The 21,317-nt window shown below is 65.0% G+C and carries 19 protein-coding genes and 1 pseudogene; 6 read left to right on the forward strand and 14 right to left on the reverse strand.

Annotated elements, in window-relative coordinates; translation table 11 throughout:
* Nucleotides 1–50: 50 nt before the first annotated feature.
* Together AB4074_RS18050 and AB4074_RS18055 are read right to left on the reverse strand one after the other, a co-directional pair.
* Nucleotides 51–848, reverse strand: coding sequence for a sulfite exporter TauE/SafE family protein (locus AB4074_RS18050; RefSeq protein WP_441414625.1), 798 nt, complete (start codon nucleotides 846–848; stop codon nucleotides 51–53).
* Nucleotides 845–2,656, reverse strand: coding sequence for a proline--tRNA ligase (locus AB4074_RS18055; RefSeq protein ID WP_441414626.1), 1,812 nt, complete (start codon nucleotides 2,654–2,656; stop codon nucleotides 845–847). The genes AB4074_RS18050 and AB4074_RS18055 overlap by 4 nt, the downstream gene beginning before the upstream one ends.
* Before the next feature lie 659 nt (nucleotides 2,657–3,315).
* Between AB4074_RS18055 and AB4074_RS18060 the strand changes: the two are divergent.
* The 5 genes and pseudogenes from AB4074_RS18060 to AB4074_RS18080 all read left to right on the forward strand — a co-directional run.
* A pseudogene (locus AB4074_RS18060) lies at nucleotides 3,316–4,086 on the forward strand (DUF222 domain-containing protein); the annotation flags it as partial.
* Between the two features lie 79 nt (nucleotides 4,087–4,165).
* The gene (locus AB4074_RS18065; RefSeq protein WP_441414654.1) at nucleotides 4,166–4,639 is read left to right on the forward strand and encodes a DUF222 domain-containing protein; all 474 of its coding nucleotides are present in this window, start codon (nucleotides 4,166–4,168) and stop codon (nucleotides 4,637–4,639) included.
* A 66-nt stretch (nucleotides 4,640–4,705) separates the two neighbouring features.
* Nucleotides 4,706–5,497: an ABC transporter ATP-binding protein gene (locus tag AB4074_RS18070; RefSeq protein ID WP_441414655.1), complete on the forward strand. Its 792-nt coding sequence runs from the start codon at nucleotides 4,706–4,708 to the stop codon at nucleotides 5,495–5,497.
* An 8-nt stretch (nucleotides 5,498–5,505) separates the two neighbouring features.
* A complete protein-coding gene (locus AB4074_RS18075; protein ID WP_441414656.1) occupies nucleotides 5,506–6,249 on the forward strand; it encodes an ABC transporter permease in 744 nt (247 codons plus the stop codon).
* Nucleotides 6,246–6,884, forward strand: a complete 639-nt coding sequence (locus AB4074_RS18080) for a TetR/AcrR family transcriptional regulator (protein WP_441414627.1) — start codon at nucleotides 6,246–6,248, stop codon at nucleotides 6,882–6,884. The genes AB4074_RS18075 and AB4074_RS18080 overlap by 4 nt, the downstream gene beginning before the upstream one ends.
* 39 nt (nucleotides 6,885–6,923) lie before the next feature.
* Here the strand turns inward: AB4074_RS18080 and AB4074_RS18085 are convergent, their stop codons facing one another.
* The 5 genes from AB4074_RS18085 to dxr all read right to left on the reverse strand — a co-directional run bounded on the left by AB4074_RS18085 (nucleotide 6,924) and on the right by dxr (nucleotide 11,866).
* Nucleotides 6,924–7,811, reverse strand: a complete 888-nt coding sequence (locus AB4074_RS18085) for a GNAT family N-acetyltransferase (RefSeq protein ID WP_441414657.1) — start codon at nucleotides 7,809–7,811, stop codon at nucleotides 6,924–6,926.
* The gene (gene ispG, locus AB4074_RS18090) at nucleotides 7,774–8,940 is read right to left on the reverse strand and encodes a flavodoxin-dependent (E)-4-hydroxy-3-methylbut-2-enyl-diphosphate synthase (RefSeq protein ID WP_236816619.1); all 1,167 of its coding nucleotides are present in this window, start codon (nucleotides 8,938–8,940) and stop codon (nucleotides 7,774–7,776) included. Before ispG ends, AB4074_RS18085 begins: the two co-directional genes overlap by 38 nt.
* A 66-nt stretch (nucleotides 8,941–9,006) precedes the next feature.
* Complete coding sequence (locus tag AB4074_RS18095; protein ID WP_234753085.1) at nucleotides 9,007–9,300, reverse strand: YciI family protein; 294 nt, start codon at nucleotides 9,298–9,300, stop codon at nucleotides 9,007–9,009.
* 32 nt (nucleotides 9,301–9,332) lie between these two features.
* Entirely contained in the window at nucleotides 9,333–10,664 is a 1,332-nt protein-coding gene (locus tag AB4074_RS18100; RefSeq protein WP_441414628.1) for a M50 family metallopeptidase, read from the reverse strand.
* A gap of 17 nt (nucleotides 10,665–10,681) precedes the next feature.
* A complete protein-coding gene (gene dxr / locus AB4074_RS18105; protein WP_441414629.1) occupies nucleotides 10,682–11,866 on the reverse strand; it encodes a 1-deoxy-D-xylulose-5-phosphate reductoisomerase in 1,185 nt (394 codons plus the stop codon).
* 38 nt (nucleotides 11,867–11,904) lie between these two features.
* Between dxr and AB4074_RS18110 the strand changes: the two genes are divergently transcribed.
* Nucleotides 11,905–13,371: a lipase maturation factor family protein gene (locus AB4074_RS18110; RefSeq protein WP_441414630.1), complete on the forward strand. Its 1,467-nt coding sequence runs from the start codon at nucleotides 11,905–11,907 to the stop codon at nucleotides 13,369–13,371.
* An 18-nt stretch (nucleotides 13,372–13,389) separates the two neighbouring features.
* Here the strand turns inward: AB4074_RS18110 and AB4074_RS18115 are convergent, their stop codons facing one another.
* The 7 genes from AB4074_RS18115 to AB4074_RS18145 are packed head-to-tail and all read right to left on the reverse strand — an operon-like array spanning nucleotide 13,390 to nucleotide 21,226.
* The gene (locus tag AB4074_RS18115; RefSeq protein WP_441414631.1) at nucleotides 13,390–14,226 is read right to left on the reverse strand and encodes an HpcH/HpaI aldolase/citrate lyase family protein; all 837 of its coding nucleotides are present in this window, start codon (nucleotides 14,224–14,226) and stop codon (nucleotides 13,390–13,392) included.
* On the reverse strand, nucleotides 14,223–14,771 hold the full coding sequence (locus tag AB4074_RS18120; protein WP_441414632.1) for a MaoC family dehydratase: 549 nt from the start codon (nucleotides 14,769–14,771) through the stop codon (nucleotides 14,223–14,225). Before AB4074_RS18120 ends, AB4074_RS18115 begins: the two co-directional genes overlap by 4 nt.
* Nucleotides 14,768–15,520, reverse strand: coding sequence for a CoA transferase subunit B (locus AB4074_RS18125; protein WP_441414633.1), 753 nt, complete (start codon nucleotides 15,518–15,520; stop codon nucleotides 14,768–14,770). Before AB4074_RS18125 ends, AB4074_RS18120 begins: the two co-directional genes overlap by 4 nt.
* A gap of 2 nt (nucleotides 15,521–15,522) precedes the next feature.
* Nucleotides 15,523–16,290: a CoA transferase subunit A gene (locus tag AB4074_RS18130; protein ID WP_441414634.1), complete on the reverse strand. Its 768-nt coding sequence runs from the start codon at nucleotides 16,288–16,290 to the stop codon at nucleotides 15,523–15,525.
* Between the two features lie 19 nt (nucleotides 16,291–16,309).
* Nucleotides 16,310–17,473 (reverse strand): acyl-CoA dehydrogenase family protein, encoded by a 1,164-nt coding sequence (locus AB4074_RS18135; protein ID WP_441414635.1) that lies wholly within the window; start codon nucleotides 17,471–17,473, stop codon nucleotides 16,310–16,312.
* Nucleotides 17,474–17,475: 2 nt separating this feature from the next.
* Nucleotides 17,476–19,614: an acetyl/propionyl/methylcrotonyl-CoA carboxylase subunit alpha gene (locus tag AB4074_RS18140; RefSeq protein WP_441414636.1), complete on the reverse strand. Its 2,139-nt coding sequence runs from the start codon at nucleotides 19,612–19,614 to the stop codon at nucleotides 17,476–17,478.
* Nucleotides 19,615–19,618: 4 nt separating this feature from the next.
* Nucleotides 19,619–21,226, reverse strand: a complete 1,608-nt coding sequence (locus tag AB4074_RS18145; RefSeq protein WP_441414637.1) for a carboxyl transferase domain-containing protein — start codon at nucleotides 21,224–21,226, stop codon at nucleotides 19,619–19,621.
* Nucleotides 21,227–21,317 lie beyond the last annotated feature (91 nt).

Genomic DNA, 21,317 nt, shown 5'->3' on the forward strand with positions numbered 1-21,317 from the left:
ATGCTACGCCCGCCGGATCGCTCCGGCCATCGCTGGCGGCAACCGGAACACTACTTGGCGAAGTAGTCGTTCCAGACGTCTATGCCGAGTTTGATGATCAACGCGCCGACGACGATCAGGAACACGATCCGTACAAAGCCACTGCCTTGTTTCACTGCGGTCCGCGCGCCCAGGTAGCCGCCTGCCATGTTGGACAGGCCCAGCACGGCGCCAACGCCCCAGAGCAGCGATCCGTGCGGCAGGAAGAAGAACAGGGCACCGGCGTTCGTGGCCATGTTGACGATTTTCGCCTTGGCGCTGGCCTCCAGGAAGGCATAGCCCATGGCGGAGACGAGGGCGATCACCAGGAACGAACCTGTTCCGGGACCAATCAGGCCGTCGTAGAACCCGATCACGGCACCTATGGCGCAGGCCACCACGTAGTGCGTGTGGCCGTCGTGACGCAGGGCGGTCAGCTCGCCCGCATTGGGCCTCAGCGCGGTGAAGAGCGCGACGGCGATCAGCGCCACCACGATGATGGGTTTGAACACGCTCGCGGGAAGGTTGGCGGCCAGGACGGCTCCGCCGAAACTGCCCGCGAGGGCAATCACCGCCATCGGTATGGCCGTCTTGAGATCAGGACCAACCCGGCGGTAGTAAGTGACAGCGCTGGTTGTCGTCCCGAAGATGGAGCCCATTTTGTTGGTGGCCAGCGCCTGGACCGGGGTGATCCCCGGAACCAGGAGCAAGGCAGGGAGCTGGATCAGTCCCCCGCCACCCACCACGGCATCAATCCAGCCGGCCGCGAATCCAGCCACCACGATCATGATGAGCGTGGTGAGCTGGACCGACTCGAAGCCGGAGATCACTTCTGGCGTACGGCGTTGACCACGTAGTCGGCAGCCTTCTCGACTGCCACGTTTTCGGCCTCACCGGTGCGACGGTCCTTGATCTCGACAACACCGTCTACCAAGCCACGGCCGACCGCCACGATGGTGGGGACGCCCACGAGCTCGGCGTCACCGAACTTCACGCCCGGGGAAACTTTGGGGCGGTCGTCGTAAATCACGTCGAGGCCGGCGGCCTCGAGTTCGGCGGAAAGCTTCTCGGCTGCCGCGAAGATTTCCTCGCCGCGTCCGACGGCGACCACGTGGACATCCGCGGGGGTCACGGAGCGCGGCCAGATCAAGCCACGGTCGTCGTTGTTGGCCTCGGCCAAGGCGGCCACGGCACGTGTCACGCCGACGCCGTACGAGCCCATGGTGACCACGACCTGCTTGCCGTTCTGGTCAAGGACCTTCAGGTCGAGGGCCTCGGCATACTTGCGGCCGAGCTGGAAGATGTGGCCCATTTCGATGCCGCGGGCAGTCTCCAAGGGACCGGAGCCATCCGGGGCTTCGTCTCCCGCGCGGACCTCGGTGCATTCAATGACGCCGTCCCAGGTGAAATCGCGCCCGGCTACGAGACCGAAGACGTGCTTGCCGTCTTCGTTCGCTCCGGTGACCCAGCTGGTGCCCGAGACAACCCGGGGGTCAACAAGGAAGAGCAACTTGGACGTGCCTTCGAGCCCGAGAACGGCCTCGCCGAGGACCAGTCCGGGGCCGATGTAGCCCTTGACGAGTTCCGGAATCTTCTTGAGGTCTTCCTCGTTGGCCGCTTCGAGCCCGATCTCCCCGGCAATGGGCAGGAATGAACCGACGTTGGCTTCGACGCGCTTGAGGTCCACCGCGCGGTCACCGGGAACGCCGATGACCACGATCTGACGCTCGCCAGTGGGCAGCGTGACGGCGAGGACCACATTCTTGAGGGTGTCGGCGGCAGTCCAGGCGCCGCCGTCGGAATCGCTGCGCGGGGCGAGCTGGTTGGCAGCGGTCACGAGGGTGTCGATCGTGGGCGTGTCCGGGGTGTCCAGGACGCGCGCGGGAGGCGCGGTGGTGAAGTCGATCTCGGCCGGGGCCACGGTGGTCACGGCTTCGACGTTGGCGGCGTAGCCGCCTGCCGAGCGCACGAAGGTGTCCTCGCCGATCTCGGTGGGGTACAGGAATTCCTCGCTCTTGGATCCGCCCATGGCGCCTGCCGTGGCGGCAACGGGGATGACCTCAAGGCCAAGGCGCTCGAAGATTTTCAGGTACGCGGCGCGGTGGGCCGCGTAGCTCGCGTCCAGGCCGGCGTCGTCGACGTCGAACGAGTAGGAGTCCTTCATGATGAATTCGCGGCCGCGGAGGAGGCCTGCCCGGGGGCGTGCTTCGTCGCGGTACTTGTTCTGGATCTGGTAAAGGCTCAGGGGCAGGTCCTTGTACGAGGAGTACAGGTCCTTGACCAGAAGGGTGAACATTTCCTCGTGCGTGGGGGCGAGAAGGTAATCGGCACCCTTGCGGTCCTGGAGGCGGAACAGCCCCTCGCCGTATTCGGTCCAGCGGTTGGTGGCCTCGTAGGGTTCCCGGGGCAGCAGCGCCGGGAAATGGACTTCCTGGGCGCCGATGGCGGCCATTTCCTCGCGGATGATCTGCTCGACCTTGCGCAGGACGCTCAATCCCAAAGGCAGCCAGGTGTAGATGCCCGGCGCGGCACGGCGGATGTAGCCCGCGCGGACCAGGAGTCTGTGGCTTGCGACTTCGGCGTCGACGGGATCTTCACGCAAGGTGCGCAGGAACAGCTGGGAGAGGCGAAGGACCACGGGTCAGAATCCGTTTCTATGGCAAGAGCTGGCAAAAACTACTGTGTACCAATCTACCGGCTTGCGGCCGGGGAACCTGCCGGGGCCCATCCCCCGGGTTCCTCCCGAGGGCGGCACCCCACCAAACGAAGATGAGCCACGCCATGGTGCGAGGAAGCCCCTGGCCGCTGGACGGCTGGTCATCCTGCCATGGCGTGGCTCAGCGGCTGGTCGGCCGCGGGCGTTGTCTCCGTGGCTTAGTCGGACGTGCCGAATGCCTTCGAAAGATCAACGCTTACAGTCATTTGTCGGTGTTTCCTCCCTGAAACCGCCCGCGCCCCAACGACACGGCTGGTTCTGAATCTATGTGATGGGGGACACTTTTTTCAAGGGCTTGGACTTATCAATATTTGTTGACGCACGTCGGCCTAAAAATGTCAGACCCCCGTGACAGGGTTTATTTCATGGAAGCCCTCGAGGAACGTGCAGCGGACACCGCGGCCGGAGCGAGCGCGCCCGGCTTCAGTGCTGCCGCCCTCCTTCAGGGCCGCAGGCTTCGCAGTGTTCCCGCCGCGGGCACCTTTGCTGCCTCCGGCGCCCGCTTCCGGTCTCCAAGGCCCGCGCCCGACGGCGGTGCTGCCGCGGACGTGCGGCGGTGCCTGGGCCTGCTGGACTCGGCCATGTCCACCACCCCTGACGACCTCGCCGCCACGACCTTCCCCGAAGCAGCCGATTTCGCCGGGATCGTGGAGGATCTCTCCCGCCAGGTCGAATACCTCCAGCTGCTCGCCGCTGCAGCAGTGGACAAAACCCGGAGCGAGGCAATCATCGCCGCGGGAACCACCAGCCGAACGGCGGGCTGGACCACCGGCTGGGGAACCGACACCGGCACAACCGCGGCAGGCACCACGCCGACAACTGCGGCGGCGGATACCCAGCCCGCGGCTGCGGCGGGTTCCTTCCCGGCCGCGGCGGCCACGGGCACCGGCTCCCCGGCCGATGACGGATGCCGGAACACCGCCGAGTACCTCAGGACCCGGCTGCGGATCAGCGTCAGCGAAGCCCGCCGCCGGCTCGCCCTGGCCGCAACCGTGCTCCCCCGCACCGGCCTGCCCGGCCACACCATGCCCGCCAAACACGAAGAAACCGCCGCCGCCCTGGCCACCGGAACCATCTCTTCCCACGCCGGAACCATCATCACCACCGCACTGGAACGCGTCCGGCATATTCCCGACACGGACGCCCTGGCCAGGATGGAGCACAGCCTCAACCGCACCGCCATCGACAACGACCAGGACTTCCTCACCCGCATCGCCCGCCGCTGGGTCGACGCCATCGACCAGGACGGCACCGAACCCAGCGAAGAAGAAAACCGCCACCGCCAAGGCGCCTTCCTCCGCTGCCCCCACCGCGGCCTCCACCACGTCGAAATCTTCGCCACACCCGAGCAATACGAGCACCTCCTCACCGTCATGAACACCGCCACCAACCCCCGCACCACCACCTCGGACAACGCCGGGCCCGGCGACGGTGACCCCAGCGCCCCCCGAGGCGGATCACCAAGACGGCTTGGACCGGCGCACCCGCGCCCAACGCCTCCTCGACGGCCTCGTCGGCGCCTGCAAAACAGCCCTCGCCGCCGCGACCCTGCCCGCCACGGGCGGACTCCGCCCCCAGGTCATGGTCACCATCAACTACCGGGACCTCCTGAACCGCCTCGAAACGCGTACCGCCCAAGACCCCCGCGGCACACAGCCCGGCAGCGGAACCTTCACCCACACCGGCCCGATATCCCCCGCCATCATCCGCAAAATCGCCTGCGACGCCGACATCATCCCGGTCCTGCTCGGCAGCAACAGCCGCGTCCTGGACATCGGCCGCACCACCCGCATCTTCCCGCCCCACACATCGATCCCAAGCAAAAACCCCGGCAAAACCACCACCACAAAACATGACGCCGTACGCGGATATCCGGCCAAACCATCAGCGGAGGTCGGTAGTTGACGCGCCCCTGTGTCGGACTTACCTTTTATTCATCATCTGATGAATAAAATATCCCCGGAGGCGACGATGTCCCACAGTGCATCAGGAAGTACCACCCCGGGCATGCCCCCGGCGGTCACAGCGGAGGCCCTGCATGTCACGCGCGGCCACAAGAAGATCCTGCGCGGCTTGGACTTCGCCATAGAGCCCGGGCGCATCACCGGCCTATTAGGACCCTCCGGGAGCGGCAAGACAACCCTCATGCGCTGCATCGTGGGAGTCCAGCGACTTACAGCCGGCAGCGTGGATGTATTGGGCCGTCCTGCGGGCACGCCGTCATTGCGGCACGACGTCGGATACGTCACCCAGGCGCCGAGCGTCTACACGGACCTGAGCGTCGAGGCGAACGTCAGGTATTTCGGAGCCATGCACGGCGTCTCGGCGGCCGACACTGCGGAGGCGATTGCCGCCGTCGGGCTCGAATCACTGGCACGGCGGAAGACAGCAGACCTTTCCGGTGGTGAATTCAGCCGGGTTTCGCTGGCCTGCGCGCTCGTCTCGCATCCGAAGCTGCTGGTCCTCGACGAACCGACGGTTGGCTTGGATCCGGTACTGCGCGCCGAGCTGTGGGAACGGTTCGCCGCGATGGCCGAATCGGGCACCACCTTGCTGGTGTCCAGCCACGTCATGGAAGAGGCCTCGCACTGTTCCTCGTTGCTCCTGCTCCGCGACGGCTTGCTGCTGGCGCAGCTCAGTCCGGCGGAACTCAGCGAACGGGGACACAGCAACGATCTGGAACAGGCCTTCCTGCACATCATCCAGGAAACGAGCGCCACCTCGAACCGCCGGGGTGCCAATGAAAGCCAGGTGGCGTCATGAATCCACGGATGATGTTTGCCACCACCAGGCGGGTCTTGGAACAACTGCGTCACGACCACCGCAGCGTCGCGCTCATCATGGTGGTTCCCGCCCTACTGCTCACTGGCGTCTACTATCTCTTCGAGAACGAAACCCTGCCTCCCGGATTCCCCCGGACCTTTGACCGTGTGGGACTCATGATGCTGGCCATTTTCCCGTTTGTCGTGATGTTCCTGGTCACGTCGATCACGATGTTGCGCGAAAGGACGTCGGGGACGTTGGAACGGCTCCTCACGACCCCCATCCACAAAGCCGATCTCCTGTTCGGCTACGCGTTGGCGTTCTCCATCATGGCTGCCCTGCAATCCCTTGTGGCAACGGCCGTGGCCTACTGGATCTTCAATCTGGATATCAGGGGCGGTCCTGGCTACGTCGTGATGATCGCCGTCATCAACGCAGTGCTGGGTGTCGCGCTTGGCCTCTTGTGCTCAGCCTTTGCGCGGACCGAATTCCAGGCGGTGCAGTTCATGCCGGTAGTGGTGATACCGCAGATCCTGTTGTGCGGACTCTTCGTGGCCCGGGACCACATGAACAGCCTCCTGGAGAGCATCTCCAACGTGCTGCCACTGACGTTTTCGGTCGATGCGCTCCAGCAGATCGCCGACAACACCGAGGCGACGCAGGCCATGTGGCAGGATGCCGGGGTCATGGCGGCGATCGTTGTGGGAGTCTTGGTCCTGGCCTCATTCACCCTCCGACGGCGGACCTCATGAGCGGCGCCTTGCCTCCCGTGCGGCGGGGACGCCGCAGCGGCGGAAGCGACTCCCGCGAACTGATCCTGGCCACAGCGCGCAAGCTCTTCGCCGAGCACGGTTTCGACGGCACGAGCCTGCGGCAAGTGGCCCGCGAAGCCGAAATGGACCCGGCCATGGTCCACCACTTCTTCAAGGGCAAGGACGAACTCTTCGCCCAGAGCATCGAACTCCCGGCGGATCCCGACGAGGTCCTTGCAGGCGTCGAATCGTTGGATCCGTCGCAACGCTCGGAGGCAATCGTCCGCGCTGTGTTGCGGCTGTGGGAAAGCCCGGCACAACACGGCCTTGTCGCGTTCGTCAGGTGCACGATCGGTTCCAAGGCCAAGACCGCCTTGCTACGCGAGATGGTGGCGAGGACGATCCTTTCCAGGATCACGGCGGGTCTTCCCGGCTCCCCCGAAGAAGCGAAAATGCGCGGCAACCTCGTTGCCACGCAAATGGTGGGGCTCATGCTGATGCGCTACGTGGTCCGGCTGGAACCCCTGGCTTCAGCATCCCAGGAGGAAGTAGTCCGGCTCGTGGCACCGAACGTCCAGCACTACCTCACCGGCGAGCTCACTCCCCCAACTGACTCGCATTTGTTGTCGCTATGAGCCCTCAAAACGACAACTACTGCGAGTCAGTTGGGTCGGTCAGTACAGAACCGTGGCGAAGGTTCCGAGGCGTTGGAAACCGACCCGCTCGTACGTGGCGCGCGCCCGGGTGTTGTATTCGTTGACGTAGAGGCTCGTGATCGGGGCGAACTGTTGGGCGAGGACAACCACTCCCGCCATGTACCCGGCGCTGAGTCCTTGGCCGCGGAACTCGGGGTTCATCCAGACGCCCTGGACCTGGGTGGCCTGCGCCGTGACCGCCCCGAGTTCGGCTTTGAACTTGACGGTCCCGCCGGCGTCGATGTGCACCAAGGAATGGCCTTGCCGGATCAGTCCGGCCACCCTGCGGTTGTAGAAGTCCTCGCTCCCGAGAAAGGGCGAATAACCCACTTCCTCTTCGAACATGGCTGCGCAGGCGGGCAGGATCCGGTCGAAGTCCGCGATGTTTCCGAAGCCGAGCTGTGGATTGGGGTCGACGGCGGGTGGACCCGATATTGCCAGAAGCGGCTGGTCGGCACGCACCTCGTGGGCGAAATGCCCCAATTGCTCCAAGCGGGAATGGAGCGCCAGCACGGTCTGGGCGGGCCCGAAGATCGAGGCGTAGCGGCGTCCGGCCCTGTGTGCAACGGCCGCAACGCGGGAAGCCAGTTCGGGGTCCAGCTGCACCGGAACCAAGTTGGCGCCGGCCCAGCAGGCACCCACCAAGGCGTCGCCGTCGAACACTCCGAAGACGCTCGCTCCGCCGGAAGTGGGTGCGGCGCTCCCCGACGAATCGAGGTGCGCCAGAATGAAGACGTTCGCCACCGGGTCTTCCATCGCGAGCACGCGAAGGGCCCGGGTGTCGGCAGCGCCGAGCACCCGGACCGAAATCCCATCGGCACCAGTCTCGTTACGAGACGCTAACCACGGGGCTACCCTTGACAGCATCTTCGCCATCGGCCTCCCCCATCTCTTCGGCGATACGCATGGCCTCTTCGATCAGTGTCTCAACAATCTGGCTCTCGGGGACAGTCTTAATGACTTCGCCCTTCACGAAGATCTGGCCTTTGCCGTTTCCGGAGGCCACACCGAGATCGGCTTCACGTGCCTCACCCGGGCCGTTCACCACGCAACCCATGACGGCGACGCGCAGCGGAATCTCCATTCCTTCGAGCCCGGCCGTGACCTGCTCAGCGAGTGTGTAGACGTCCACCTGCGCGCGTCCGCAAGAAGGGCAGGAGACGATTTCGAGCTTGCGGGGGCGCAGGTTGAGGGACTGCAGGATCTGGTTGCCGACCTTGATTTCCTCAACAGGCGGCGCGGAAAGGGACACGCGGATGGTGTCGCCGATGCCCCGGGACAGCAGCGCTCCGAAGGCCGTCGCGGACTTGATGGTGCCCTGGAAGGCCGGTCCGGCCTCGGTCACGCCAAGGTGCAGGGGCCAGTCGCCTTTTTCGGCAAGCATCTCGTATGCCGCCACCATGATGACGGGGTCGTTGTGCTTGACGGAGATCTTGAAATCGTTGAAGCCGTGTTCCTCGAACAACGAGGCTTCCCACACGGCCGACTCGACGAGGGCTTCCGGGGTGGCCTTGCCGTACTTCTTCAGGATGCCGGGCTCCAGGGAGCCGGCGTTGATGCCGATCCGGATGGACGTGCCGTGGTCCTTGGCGGCCTTGGCGATTTCCTTCACCTGGTCGTCGAACTTGCGGATGTTGCCCGGATTGACGCGCACAGCGGCGCAACCGGCTTCGATCGCGGCGAAGACGTACTTCGGCTGGAAGTGGATGTCCGCGATCACCGGAATCTGGGACTTGCGGGCGATGATCGGCAGCGCCTCGGCGTCATCCGCGGAAGGGCAAGCGACACGCACGATGTCACAGCCGGACGCCGTCAGCTCCGCGATTTGCTGCAGCGTGGCGTTGATGTCCGTAGTGGGGGTGGTGGTCATCGATTGCACGCTGATGGGCGAATCGGAGCCGACGCCGACCGAACCCACCTTGATCTGGCGGGTCTTGCGGCGGGGCGCGAGAACGGGGGGCGGGGCTGACGGCATTCCCAGGCTGACCGAGGTCACGTGGACTCCTTGGGTTGAAATGGGTGGATCGTAGGGCCGGGGTCAGGACCCCGGCCGGTCATGCTGCTAGGAAGCGTGGGCGGAGAGCATTCCGATAATGGGGTTCCACTCCGACGTCCGGATGCCTGCAATCCCCCGGACGGCGGCGAACGGATCCTCCTTCAGCGTGGCGTTCAGCTCGGACTCGTCGGCGGCCTCGAGCAGCAGCAGCGCACCCGCGCCGTCGGTGTAAGGGCCGCTCGCCAGTAGGGTTCCCTGCTCGGCGAGGCTGGCGAGCCAGGCACGGTGGGCAGGGCGGTTGGCGTCGCGCACCTCGGCGGACTCGGCGTCGTACACGTACTCAACAGCGAAAACAGTCATATGGATAGCCTATCCCCCCAGCCCAATCCGGGTCAGCCGAAGAGGTTGACGGGCTTGACGATGTCCGCGTAGATCAGCAAAGCGCTCATGGCCATAAGGACACTCGCCACGACGTAAGTAAGCGGCAAGAGCTTGGCGATGTCGAAGGCGCCTGGATCCGGTTTGCCGAAGAGCTTCGCGATTCGACGCCGTGCTCCTTCGTAGAGCGCGCCCGCCACGTGTCCGCCGTCGAGCGGCAAGAGCGGAACCAGGTTGAACACGGCGAGGGCGAAGTTCAGTCCGGCGAGGAGCCCCACGAGGGCGCTGACGCGCGATTGCAGCGGAACCTGATCCATGGCAGCCACTTCACCGGCTACCCGGCCGACGCCCACCACGCTGATGGGGCCATTGGGATCGCGCGGTTCGGAGCCGAAGGCCGCTTGCGCCACGCCGACCACCCTCGCAGGCAGGTTGAGGATGACTCCGGCGATCTGCTTGATGTTCTCGCCGGCCATCGGAAGAACGGTCGACGCCGGTTGGGGCACCATGGCGGTCTGCGCACCGATGCCCAGGAACCCGACTTCCTCGTACAACGGCTTGCCGTCCGCACCCTTGGCCTGCTGGCCGTTGTCGCCAATGACGGGGCGCCCAGAGAGCACGGGGGTAACTTGCGTGGTGACGCTCTTGCCGCCACGGTCCACCGTGATTTGCACGGCCTTGCCGGCGGATGCCCGGATCCAGCCGCTCATTTCAGCCCAGCTCGTCACCGGCTTGCCGTCAAAGCTGGTGACGACGTCGTTGGGCTGGAGCTTGGCCGCCGCGGCCGGGGTCAGTTGGCAGTTCGGCGAGTTCGGATCCACGGTCTCGCCTGCCTTGACCTGGCACTTGGACACCTCGGCGATCGTGGTGGTGGCCGTGGACACTCCGAAGCCCATGAGGAGCACCGCGGTCAGCACCAAGCCGATGAGGAGGTTCATGGCCGGCCCACCCAGCATGATGATGACCTTTTTCCAGACCGGCAGCCTGTAGAAGACCCTGTTCTCGTCCCCGGGGCCCACTTCCTCATGCGCCGCGGACCGGGCCTCGGTGGCGAGGGTCTGGAACATGCCGGTGCTCGACGGCCTGACGCTGCCATCTTCCTTGTTGGGCGGGTACATGCCGATCATGGCGACGTAGCCGCCCAGCGGAATGGCCTTGACGCCGTACTCGGTCTCGCCTTTCCGCGTGGACCACAGGGTGGGGCCGAACCCGATCATGTATTTCGTGACGCGCACCTTGAACAGCTTGGCGGGAAGCAAGTGCCCCACCTCGTGCAGCGCAATGGAGACGGCCACGCCGATAGCGACGAAGACGACTCCGAGAATGAACAGAATGACGGGATTCATGCCTTAAGTACTGCTTCCTAAAGGGTGCTGTTGGCTAAACGATCGTGGGTGCGCGTGCGTGCCCACCTCTCAGCATTCAACACAGAGTCAACCGTCAGCTCCAAGGATCCTGAATGTTCGCTGAGGACGGACTCCACGGTGTCCACGATCTCGGTGAAGCGGATCCTCCCGGCGTGGAAGGCTTCCACCGCTTCCTCGTTGGCCGCGTTGAAGACGGCCGGAAAGGTGCTCCCTTGCTTCGCGGCGTCCTTGGCCAGTTCCACGGCCGGGAAGGCCACCGAGTCAAGGGGCTCGAACGTCCAACTGGTGGCCTGGCTCCAGTCGCAGGCCTTGGCGGCGCGGGGCACGCGGTCCGGCCACCCGAGTCCAAGGGCAATGGGCAGCCGCATGTCAGGCGGAGAGGCCTGGGCAATGATGGAGCCGTCCACGAACTCCACCATCGAGTGCACCACGGATTGCGGGTGCACCACGACGTCGATCCTGTCCAAGGGAACATCGAAGAGCAGGTGCGCTTCGATGACCTCCAGGCCTTTGTTGACCAGGCTGGCCGAATTGGTGGTGACCATGGGGCCCATGTCCCACGTGGGGTGGGCGAGCGCCTCGGCCGGAGTGACGTCGCGGAGTTGCTCGCGGCTGAGGCCCCGGAAAGGTCCGCCGGAAGCCGTCAGGATGAGTTTCTCGACCTCTTTGTCGGTTCCCGCGCGGAGGCATTGGGCGATGGCGGAATGCTCGGAATCCACGGGCACGATCTGGCCGACGGCTGCCGCGGCCTTCACGAGTGCCCCGCCGACGATGAGGGATTCCTTGTTCGCCAACGCCAGGATGGCGCCGGACTTGAGGGCTGCCAGCGTCGGCGCCAGCCCGATGGACCCCGTGATGCCGTTGAGCACGACGTCCGCTTCGATCGCGGCAATCTTGGTGGACGCATCCGGTCCCGTAATGATCGCCGGATCATAGTTCTGGAGCCCGGCGGCGGAAGCGGCCTCGCTGATGAGTTTCTGGAGTTCGTGGGCGTCGCCGTAGGCGATGCCCACTGCTTGGGCTTTGGTGTGGACGGCCTGCTGCGCGATGAGTTCCAGGTTCCCGCCGCCCGCGCTCAGCGCCACGACCTCGAAGAGATGGGGGGCGGCGTCGACGACGTCAATCGCTTGAGTGCCGATGGAACCAGTGGACCCGAGGAGGATGATCTTGCGCGGCTGCATTGCTTAAGTATCCCGCACCCCAGGCGTAGCGTTGTTTTGTGGACTGGGTCTCGTGGTTCGAGGCGCCGGACTATGAATTCGCCCGGCAGGTGCTCCAGCGTGGCACGGCCGCGCTCTATTTCATCGCGTTCTTGTCCAGCCTCAACCAGTTTCCCGCGCTCCTTGGTGAACACGGGCTCCTGCCTGTCCCGAGGTACGTGGACGGCCACAGGGCTTTGCGCAGGCCCAGCCTGTTCCGCTGGAAGTATTCGGACACCTTGCTCCGCGCCGTGTGCGCCGCCGGCCTTGCCGTTTCCTTATCGCTCGTGGGCGGGCTGCCGCAGCTGGGCCCGCCGTGGCTTCCCCTGGCTGCGTTCCTGGCTTTGTGGCTGCTCTACATGTCCATTGTCAACGTCGGCCAGACCTTCTACGGCTTCGGCTGGGAGATGCTGCTGCTGGAAATGGGCTTCACTGTCGGCTTCCTCGGTTCGGAACAGACTCCCCCGCCCAGGACCATCCTCGTCCTACTTGTGTGGCTGCTGTTCAGGCTGGAATTCGGCGCGGGCATGATCAAGATCCATGGCGGAAGCGAGTGGCGTGATTTAACCGCCCTGTACTACCACCACGAGACGCAGCCCATGCCCGGACCGCTGAGCCGCCAGGCGCATCTCCTGCCCAAGCCACTTCACCGCATGGAGGTGCTCGGCAACCACTTCGCCCAGCTGGTGGTGCCGTTCTTCCTGTTCGCCCCGCAGCCACTGGCGACCATCGCCGCCGGAATTGTCGTCTTCACGCAGCTCTGGCTTGTGGGGAGCGGAAACTTCGCGTGGCTCAATTGGTCCGCGATCGTGCTTGCCTTCGCTGCGGTGAGTGACCCTGTCGCCCACGCTGTGATGCCTTTCATTCCGCAACGGACGAACACGGCCGCGGCGGTTCCGCAGACCCCGGTGTGGTGGCTCGCCGTCGTGCTCGCAGTGACGGCGCTCCTCCTGGTGCTCAGCTATTGGCCCGTCCGCAACCTGCTCTCGCGGGAACAGCTCATGAACGCCAGCTTCAACCGATGGCAGTTGGTCAACACCTACGGGGCGTTCGGCACGGTGACGCGGCACCGGGTGGAAATCGTGGTGGAAGGCACCCAGGCCGACGTCCCCGTCGATGAGGCCGATTGGCGCGAATACGGCTTCAAGGGCAAGCCCGGCGACGTCCGACGGCTGCCCCGTCAGTGGGCGCCGTACCACCTGCGCCTCGACTGGTTGATGTGGTTCCTGCCCTTGCGCACGGTGCACGAGGAGTGGTTCTACGCGTTCTTGGGCAAACTGCTCGACGCCGACCGGCCCACTTTGCGCTTGTTGCGCCAGGACCCGTTCGACGGCGCTCGGCCGCGTTGGGTGCGGGCCCGCAGCTTCCTGTACCGATTCGCCACACGGGCCGAGTTCCGCGAGACAGGTCAGCGCTGGATCCGGATGGAGCTCTACGACGTCATCGCCCCGTTGTCGCTGCCGAAGCAACGACGGCGCAGTCAATAGACCCAACTGGGCAACCCTTCAGGACTGCCGGGCCCTGAGCAGCGTGGATTCGGCGTGTTTCAGGATGGGACCATCCACCATTTTGCCTTTGTATTGGAACACACCGGTTCCAGCCGCGGCCGCAGCTTCAAGCAGTTCACGGGCTCCTGCAACGGCTTCCGGCGACGGTGCGTAGGCTTCGCGGACCACGGCGACCTGGTTCGGGTGGATGCAGGCCTTGGCACCGAATCCGCTGGCCACGGCGTCGGCGGATTCCGCAGCCAGGCCGGCAAGATCGGGAATGTCGACGTAGACCGAGTCGATGGCTTCCTTGCCTGCGGCTTTGGCGGCCAGCAGCACGGTAGAGCGGGAGTGCGTTGCGACGGCGCGGTAGCCGCCGTCGTCCTTGCGGCTCGAGGTGCCGCCCATGGAGGCGATCAGATCCTCGGCGCCCCACATGAGCCCGACGACGTTGGGAGCCTGTGCGATCTCTGCCGCGTGTACGATTCCTTTGGCCGTCTCGCACAGCGCGATGACGTGGTAACCCTCGAGTGCCTTCAGCTGTTCACCGGTCTCGGCCTTGGCCAGCATGACGGTGCGGTAAGGGGTGTGCGCGAGGCAGTGCAGGTCCTTTTCGAAGTCAGGAGTGCCCACTGGATTGACGCGGACGATCGTGCGGCTGGGGTCGAGCTCGGCGGTCTCCCCGCCGGAGCCGAGCTGGGCGAGGATGGCGCCCCGGGCCCGCTTCTTGTCTGCGGGCGCGACGGCGTCCTCGAGGTCCAGGATGACGGCGTCGGAACGCTCGGCGGCCTTTTGGAACCGTTCCGGGCGGTCGGCGGGGCAGAAAAGCAAAGCGGGGCCCATGGTGAAGGTCATGTATTGATTGTCCCCTGTTGCGCCCCCAGATGCGCGGTCCGGGTCCACATGAGGCAGGCCCGCGTGGCCAAAGCCACAACCGTGCCGTCCTGGTTGCGGCCGGTGTGCTGCATGGTCACTACGCCCTGCCCGGGACGCGACGACGACTCCCGTTTCCCGGTGATGACAGTCTCCGTGTAGAGGGTGTCGCCGTGGTAGAGCGGGTACGGGAAAGAGACGTCCGTGAGTCCCAGTTGGGCAATGATGGTGCCCTGGGTCAGTTGCGTCACGGACTGTCCTACCATGGTGGACAAGGTGAACATCGAGTTCATGAGCCTCTGCCCGAAGGGCTGCGTGGCGCTCCAGGCCGCGTCCAAGTGCAATGCTTGGGTGTTCATGGTCAGCGTGGTGAACAGGACGTTGTCCGTTTCGGTGACGGTCCGCCCGGGCCGGTGGGCGTAGACAACGTCTTCCTCAAGTTCCTCGAAGTACAGTCCCCGTTGCTCAATGACACGGGGTTCGGGGACTCCGGGTTCCGGGATGCGGGGTTCGGGAACGTTGGTCATACAGTCAGCTCCTGGTCCTCTTCGAAAAGTTCGACGCCGGTCGCGGCCGCCACGTCCTCGGCGGAGACATTCGGTGCCAACTCGCGCAGGACGAGCCTGGATACCCCACCTTCGGAGACGACGTCGATCACGGCGAGGTCGGTGATGATCCGGTCCACGCAGCCTTTCCCTGTGACGGGCAACGAGCATTCCTTGACGATCTTGGGCTTGCCGTTGCGGTCCACGTGCTCCATCATCACGATCACCCGTTTGGCGCCGAAAACCAGGTCCATGGCGCCGCCCATGCCCTTGACCATTTTGCCTGGGATCATCCAATTGGCCAGGTCCCCATTGGCCGCGACCTCCATGGCCCCCAGCACGGCGACGTCCACATGGCCGCCGCGGATCATGCCGAACGACGTTGCCGAGTCAAAGAATGCGGCTCCGGGGTTGACGGTGACCGTTTCCTTGCCGGCGTTGATCAGATCGGGGTCCACCTGATCGTCAGCGGGGTAGGGGCCGACGCCCAGGATCCCGTTCTCAGAATGGAGGATCACCTCGACCCCCTCTGGGATGTAGTTGGGGATCAGGGTGGGCATGCCGATCCCGAGGTTGACGTATTGCCCGTTGCTGAGTTCACGGGCTACGCGGGCTGCGAGTTCGTTCCGCGTCCAGCCTTTGCCCTCGTGGTGTTCGGCGCCGGCGCGGCGGTACTCGTGCCTGACGGCCTCGGGACGCGGCGGCACATCCTGGGTGATGTTCGATTCCATGGCTACGCTCCTGCCTGCTCGGTCAACGCGACGGTCCGCTTTTCGATGCGCTTCTCTGTATCCGGTGCCACCACGACCCGCTGGACGAAGATGCCCGGAGTGTGGATATGTTGCGGATCGAGCTCGCCGGGTTCCACAAGCTCTTCGACCTCGGCGATGGTGATCCGGGCCGCCATGGCGCACAGCGGATTGAAGTTCATGGCCGTCGCGTGAAAGACGAGGTTCCCGTGACGGTCGCCCTTCCAGGCGTGGACCAGTCCGAAATCGGGTGTCAGGGATTCCTCCAGGACATAGTCCGCGCCGTTGAAGGTGCGCACTTCCTTGGGTGAGGACGCGATCGCCACGTTGCCGTCGCCGTCGTACTTTTGCGGAAGCCCGCCTTCCGACACCTGTGTCCCGACGCCGGCCGCCGTGAAGAACGCGGGGATGCCGGCACCGCCGGCGCGCAGTTTCTCGGCCAAGGTGCCCTGCGGGGTGAGGACCACCTCGAGTTCGCCGGCAAGGTACTGCCGCGCGAACTCCTTGTTCTCACCGACATAGGAACTGATGGTCCGGCGGATGCGCCCGTCCCTCAGCAGGATCCCCAGGCCCCAGTCGTCCACGCCGCAGTTGTTGCTGACGGTTTCAAGGTCCTTGGTGCCTTGATCGTGGAGCGCGTCGATCAGCGCCACCGGGATACCGCACAGGCCGAACCCGCCGACGGCGAGAGAGGCGCCGTCGTGGATGTCCTTCACCGCTTCCGCGGCGCTGGCAACAACTTTGTCAATCATCGTTTACCTTCCCTGACGGTTAAAGGCCCAGCTCGCGGGCGATGAGCATCAACTGGACCTCGGTGGTGCCTTCCCCGACTTCAAGGATCTTGGAGTCGCGGTAGTGGCGTGCCACCGTGAATTCGTTGATGAAGCCATAGCCACCGAACACCTGGGTGGCGTCCCTTGCGTTGTCCATGGCTGCCTCGCCTGCGACCATCTTAGCGATGGCCGCTTCGGTCTTGAACGGCTTGCCGGCCAGCATCCGCGCGGCCGCATCGTAGTAGGCAAGGCGCGCAGTGTGGGCCCGTGCCTGCATGCGGGCGATCTTGAACTGGATGGCCTGGTACTTACCGATGTTCTGCCCGAACGCCACGCGTTCCTTGGCGTATTTCACCGACAAGTCGACGCAGCCCTGGGCCGCGCCGGTGGCGAGCGCGGCGATGGCGATGCGGCCTTCGTCCAGGATGGACAGGAAGTTGGCGTAGCCCCGTCCCTGGACACCGAGCAGGTTCTCTTCGGGCACCCGGACGTTGTTCAGTGTCAGCGGATGGGTGTCGGAAGCGTTCCAGCCCACCTTGTTGTAGGCCTTTTCCGCTGTGAAACCGGGCGTGTCGGTGGGAACCAGGATGGTGGAGATTTCCTTCTTGATGCTCCCGTCCTTGCGTTCGTGCTGCCCGGTGACGGCGGTAACGGTGACGAGCCGCGTGATGTCGGTCCCGGAGTTGGTGATGAACTCCTTGTTGCCGTTGATGACCCAGCGGCCGTCCTCGAGGTGCGCGTTCGTTTTGGTGCCTCCGGCGTCCGAGCCGGCTTCCGGCTCGGTCAGGCCGAAGCCTGCGAGCGCCTCTGCCGAGGTCAGCTGGGGCAGCCACTGTTCCTTTTGCGCTTGGGTGCCGAAGCGGTACACCGGCATGGCGCCGAGCGAGACGCCTGCTTCGAGGGTGATGGCCACCGACTGGTCAACCCTGCCCAACTGTTCCAGCGCGAGGGCGAGGGCGAAGTAGTCCCCGCCCATGCCGCCGAACTCTTCAGGGAAGGGCAGGCCGAACAGGCCCATCTCACCCATCTGTTTGACCACCTCGTACGGGAAGCTGTGTTCCTCGTCGTGCTTGGTGGACACAGGGGCCACTACCTCGTCGGCGAATTCCCGGACGGAGTCGCTCAGGTCCTGGTATTCCTCCGTGAGTTCAAAACTTGCCATGGCTAGACTTCCTCGTCTTTCTGGTTTTCAGTCGGTTCTGCTGTGACTTCAGGGGTGGGTTCTGCCGCCACGTGGATGGTGGCGAGGACTTGGTCGGCCTTGACGAGGTCCCCGGTTTTGCTGCTGAGGTGTACGGTGCCGGACACCGAGGCCACCAGCTGGTGTTCCATCTTCATTGCCTCCACGGAAAGGAGGACGTCGCCCGCTTCCACGTGATCGCCGTTGTGCACCGACACGGAGACGACGGTTCCCGGCATGGGAGACCGGACTTCGGGATCCGCGGCGCCTTCTTCGCGCTGGATGCCCGCGAGGATGCGTTGGAGCCTGGCTTCGCGGTCCAGGATCTCGAGCCGGCAGGACCAGCCGTCGCTGCCGAGCCAAAGCTCGCGTGCCTCACGCCCCGGAGATGGTGAGCCGTGCGCGAAATGGTACTCAACGCCGTCGAGCACCAGCACCGCATCCCCGGCGGATCCCTGCCGCATGGCGGCAGAATGCTCGACCCCGGCATCCACGCGTGCCGTGAAACCCGGTCCGTTCACCGTCAGCCCCACGGTGGCCAGGCCGCCGTCGGGGCGTCCGATGGTGGTCTTCCACGGCGCCGGGGCGCCGACGCGCCAGCCATCGGCGGTGTTCCAGGGTGCCACCAGCCCGGGCGGAGCCGGTTCCGAGCGGTTGAGGAGTTCTGTTCGGTTGAGCAGTTCCCATCGGTTAAGCAGGGCTGCGGCGATCAGCTCGACGTCGGTCACTTGCCGGAATTCCATCCTGTCCAGTTTGCGCTCGATCAAGCCGGTGTCGAGGCGGCCGGCGCGGACGTCGTCGTCGTTGATCAGGAGCCGCAGGTACTCAACGTTGGTGTGCACCCCCAACAGGGTGTAGTCCCCCAGTGCGTGGTCAAGGGTGTCCAGCGCCGCTTTGCGGTCAGGGCCCCACGCAATGGCCTTCGCGAGCATGGGATCGTAGTCGCCAGTGACGGACAGTCCCGAAAGCATGGCGGAGTCGACGCGGACGTGCGGATCGTTGCTGGCCCGTTCCCGGAGCGTCACGATCTCGCCGATGGAGGGCACGAAACCGCGTTCCGGCACCTCCGCGTAGACGCGCGCCTCCACCGCGTGGCCGTCAAGCACGACGTCGGACTGCGCCACTGTGAGGACCTCACCTGCGGCGATGCGCACTTGCCATTCGACAAGATCGACGCCCGTCACCATTTCCGTGACAGGGTGCTCAACCTGGAGGCGGGTGTTCATCTCCATGAAGAAGAAGTGCTCCGGGTCCTGGTCCGAGACGAGGAACTCGACCGTGCCCGCACCGCTGTACTTGACGCTTCGGGCAGCCTGGCAGGCGGCCTCACCGATCCTTGCCCGGACTTCTGACCCGTTCGCGAGGGACTCCAGCAAGGGTGACGGTGCTTCCTCGATGACTTTCTGGTGGCGGCGCTGGAGCGAGCATTCGCGTTCGCCGAGGTGGATGACGTTGCCGTGGTTGTCGGCGAGGACCTGGACCTCGATGTGCCGGGGCGACTGGATGAGCCGCTCGAGGAACAGGGTGTCGTCACCGAAGGCGCTCGCCGCCACGCGGCGGGCCGTCAGCAAGGTGGCCGCCATATCCTCGAGCCGCTCCACGATGTGCATCCCTTTGCCCCCGCCGCCCGCCGAGGGCTTGATAAGCAAGGGGAAGCCGACGCCGGGTGCCGCCTCGATCAGGGCCTCGTCGCTCAAGCCTGGTTCGGCGATGCCCGGAACGCATGGGACGCCGTAGGACATGACGTGGTTCTTGGACCGGATCTTGTCGCCCATGATCTCGATGGCGTCAATGCCGGGGCCGATGAACGCGATGCCTGCCGCGTCCAGGGCCTTGGCGAACTCCACGTTTTCGGCCAGGAATCCGTAGCCCGGGTGGACCGCCCGGGCACCGCTTTGCAGGCAAGCCTCGATGATGGCGTCTATCCGCAGGTAGCTGTCCGCCGCAGCCGCTGTACCGATGCGGACGGCAGCGTCTGCTTCGCGCACGTGGCGGGCCCCGGCGTCGGCGTCTGAATAGACCGCCACCGAACGGATGCCCATGGCCTTGAGGGTGCGGATGACGCGGCAGGCGATCTCGCCGCGGTTGGCGACGAGGACGGTGTCGAAGGAGTTGATTGTCATGGGGTCACATCCGGAAGAGGCCGAAGGAGGTTTCCGGCAGGGGTTGGCGGGAGACGACGTCGAGGGCCATTCCGAGGACGCGCCGGGTGTCTGCGGGGTCGATGATGCCGTCGTCCCAGAGCCGGGCGGTGGAGTAGTAGGGGCTGCCTTGGTCCTCGTACTGCTGCTTGATGGGGGCTTTGAAGGCTTCCTCGTCCTCGGCGGACCATTCCTCGCCGCGGGCCTCGTATTGCTCCCGTTTGACGGTGGCCAGCACGCTGGAGGCCTGGTTGCCGCCCATGACGGAAATCCTGGACGCCGGCCACATCCACAGGAAGCGCGGTGAGTAGGCCCGGCCGCACATCGAGTAGTTTCCGGCACCGAAAGAACCGCCGATCACCACGGTGAGCTTGGGCACGCGGGCAGTGGCGACGGCGGTGACCATCTTGGCGCCGTTCTTGGCGATGCCGCCGTGCTCGACGTCCTTGCCGACCATGAAGCCGGAAAGGTTCTGGAGGAAAACCAAGGGAATGCCACGCTGGTCACAGAGCTCAATGAAGTGCGCGCCCTTGAGGGAGGACTCGCTGAACAACACGCCGTTGTTCGCCACGATGCCCACTGGATGGCCATGGAGCTTCGCGAACCCCGTCACCAGTGTGGTGCCGTAGTTCTTCTTGAACTCGTGGAACCTCGAGCCGTCCACGAGCCGGGCGATGACTTCGTGAACGTCGTATTGGGCGTTGACGTCCGTGGGAACTGCACCATAGATTGCGCCCGGGTCCACAACGGGCTCGACGGCGGTGTCCACGTCCCACGCGGGGGCTGCCGGCTTGGGCAGGGTGGCGACGATGTCGCGGACAATCTGCAGGGCATGCTCGTCGTTTTCGGCGAGGTGGTCCGTCACACCGGAAATACGCGAGTGGACGTCGCCGCCGCCGAGCTCCTCGGCCGTGACGATTTCACCGATGGCGGCCTTCACGAGGGGCGGGCCACCCAGGAAAATGGTGCCTTGGTTGCGGACAATGACGGTTTCGTCGCTCATGGCGGGAACGTAGGCACCACCGGCCGTGCAGGACCCCATGACCGAGGCGATCTGCGGGATCTTCGCCGCGGACATCTTCGCTTGGTTGAAGAAGATCCGGCCAAAGTGTTCCTTGTCCGGGAACACCTCGTCCTGCTTGGGCAGGAACGCTCCCCCGGAATCCACGAGGTAGACGCACGGCAGTTTGTTTTCCAGCGCGATTTCCTGGGCCCGGAGGTGCTTCTTCACCGTCATCGGGTAGTACGTGCCGCCCTTGACCGTCGCGTCGTTGGAAACCACCATCACCTGGCGGCCATGGACCAAGCCGATCCCCGCGATCACACCGGCGCCCGGCGAATCATCGTTGTACATCCCGTTGGCCGCCAGCGGGGCGACCTCCAGGAACGGGCTTCCCTCGTCCAGCAAATAGTTGATGCGCTCGCGCGGCAACAACTTGCCACGGGAGATATGCCGCTCACGCGACTTCTCCGGGCCACCGAGGGCGGCCACGGCAAGGCGCTTCTTCAGCTCGTGCACCAGTGACAGTTGCGCTTCCTCGTTTGCCGCGAACTGATCGCTGCTGGTATCCAGCTGGCTGGCGAGTCTCTCCATCGACTGTGTCCCATCCCGGCCCATGGCCATCTCAGTTAGTACCGCATAACTGGAATTTAGGTTAGTCTCTATTAACTGTGTTGTCCATCAC

This window comes from Arthrobacter sp. 2MCAF14 (genome assembly GCF_052115645.1).
Classification (GTDB): domain Bacteria; phylum Actinomycetota; class Actinomycetes; order Actinomycetales; family Micrococcaceae; genus Arthrobacter.

Coding starts and splice junctions, on each gene's coding strand:
- AB4074_RS18070 (WP_441414655.1), top strand. CDS start 4,706: ATGTCCCACAGTGCATCAGGAAGTACCACCCCGGGCATGCCCCCGGCG.
- AB4074_RS18075 (WP_441414656.1), top strand. CDS start 5,506: ATGATGTTTGCCACCACCAGGCGGGTCTTGGAACAACTGCGTCACGAC.
- AB4074_RS18080 (WP_441414627.1), top strand. CDS start 6,246: ATGAGCGGCGCCTTGCCTCCCGTGCGGCGGGGACGCCGCAGCGGCGGA.
- AB4074_RS18085 (WP_441414657.1), bottom strand. CDS start 7,811: ATGCTGTCAAGGGTAGCCCCGTGGTTAGCGTCTCGTAACGAGACTGGT.
- AB4074_RS18095 (WP_234753085.1), bottom strand. CDS start 9,300: ATGACTGTTTTCGCTGTTGAGTACGTGTACGACGCCGAGTCCGCCGAG.
- AB4074_RS18100 (WP_441414628.1), bottom strand. CDS start 10,664: ATGAATCCCGTCATTCTGTTCATTCTCGGAGTCGTCTTCGTCGCTATC.
- dxr (WP_441414629.1), bottom strand. CDS start 11,866: ATGCAGCCGCGCAAGATCATCCTCCTCGGGTCCACTGGTTCCATCGGC.
- AB4074_RS18115 (WP_441414631.1), bottom strand. CDS start 14,226: ATGACCTTCACCATGGGCCCCGCTTTGCTTTTCTGCCCCGCCGACCGC.
- AB4074_RS18120 (WP_441414632.1), bottom strand. CDS start 14,771: ATGACCAACGTTCCCGAACCCCGCATCCCGGAACCCGGAGTCCCCGAA.
- AB4074_RS18125 (WP_441414633.1), bottom strand. CDS start 15,520: ATGGAATCGAACATCACCCAGGATGTGCCGCCGCGTCCCGAGGCCGTC.
- AB4074_RS18130 (WP_441414634.1), bottom strand. CDS start 16,290: ATGATTGACAAAGTTGTTGCCAGCGCCGCGGAAGCGGTGAAGGACATC.
- AB4074_RS18135 (WP_441414635.1), bottom strand. CDS start 17,473: ATGGCAAGTTTTGAACTCACGGAGGAATACCAGGACCTGAGCGACTCC.
- AB4074_RS18140 (WP_441414636.1), bottom strand. CDS start 19,614: ATGACAATCAACTCCTTCGACACCGTCCTCGTCGCCAACCGCGGCGAG.
- AB4074_RS18145 (WP_441414637.1), bottom strand. CDS start 21,226: ATGGAGAGACTCGCCAGCCAGCTGGATACCAGCAGCGATCAGTTCGCG.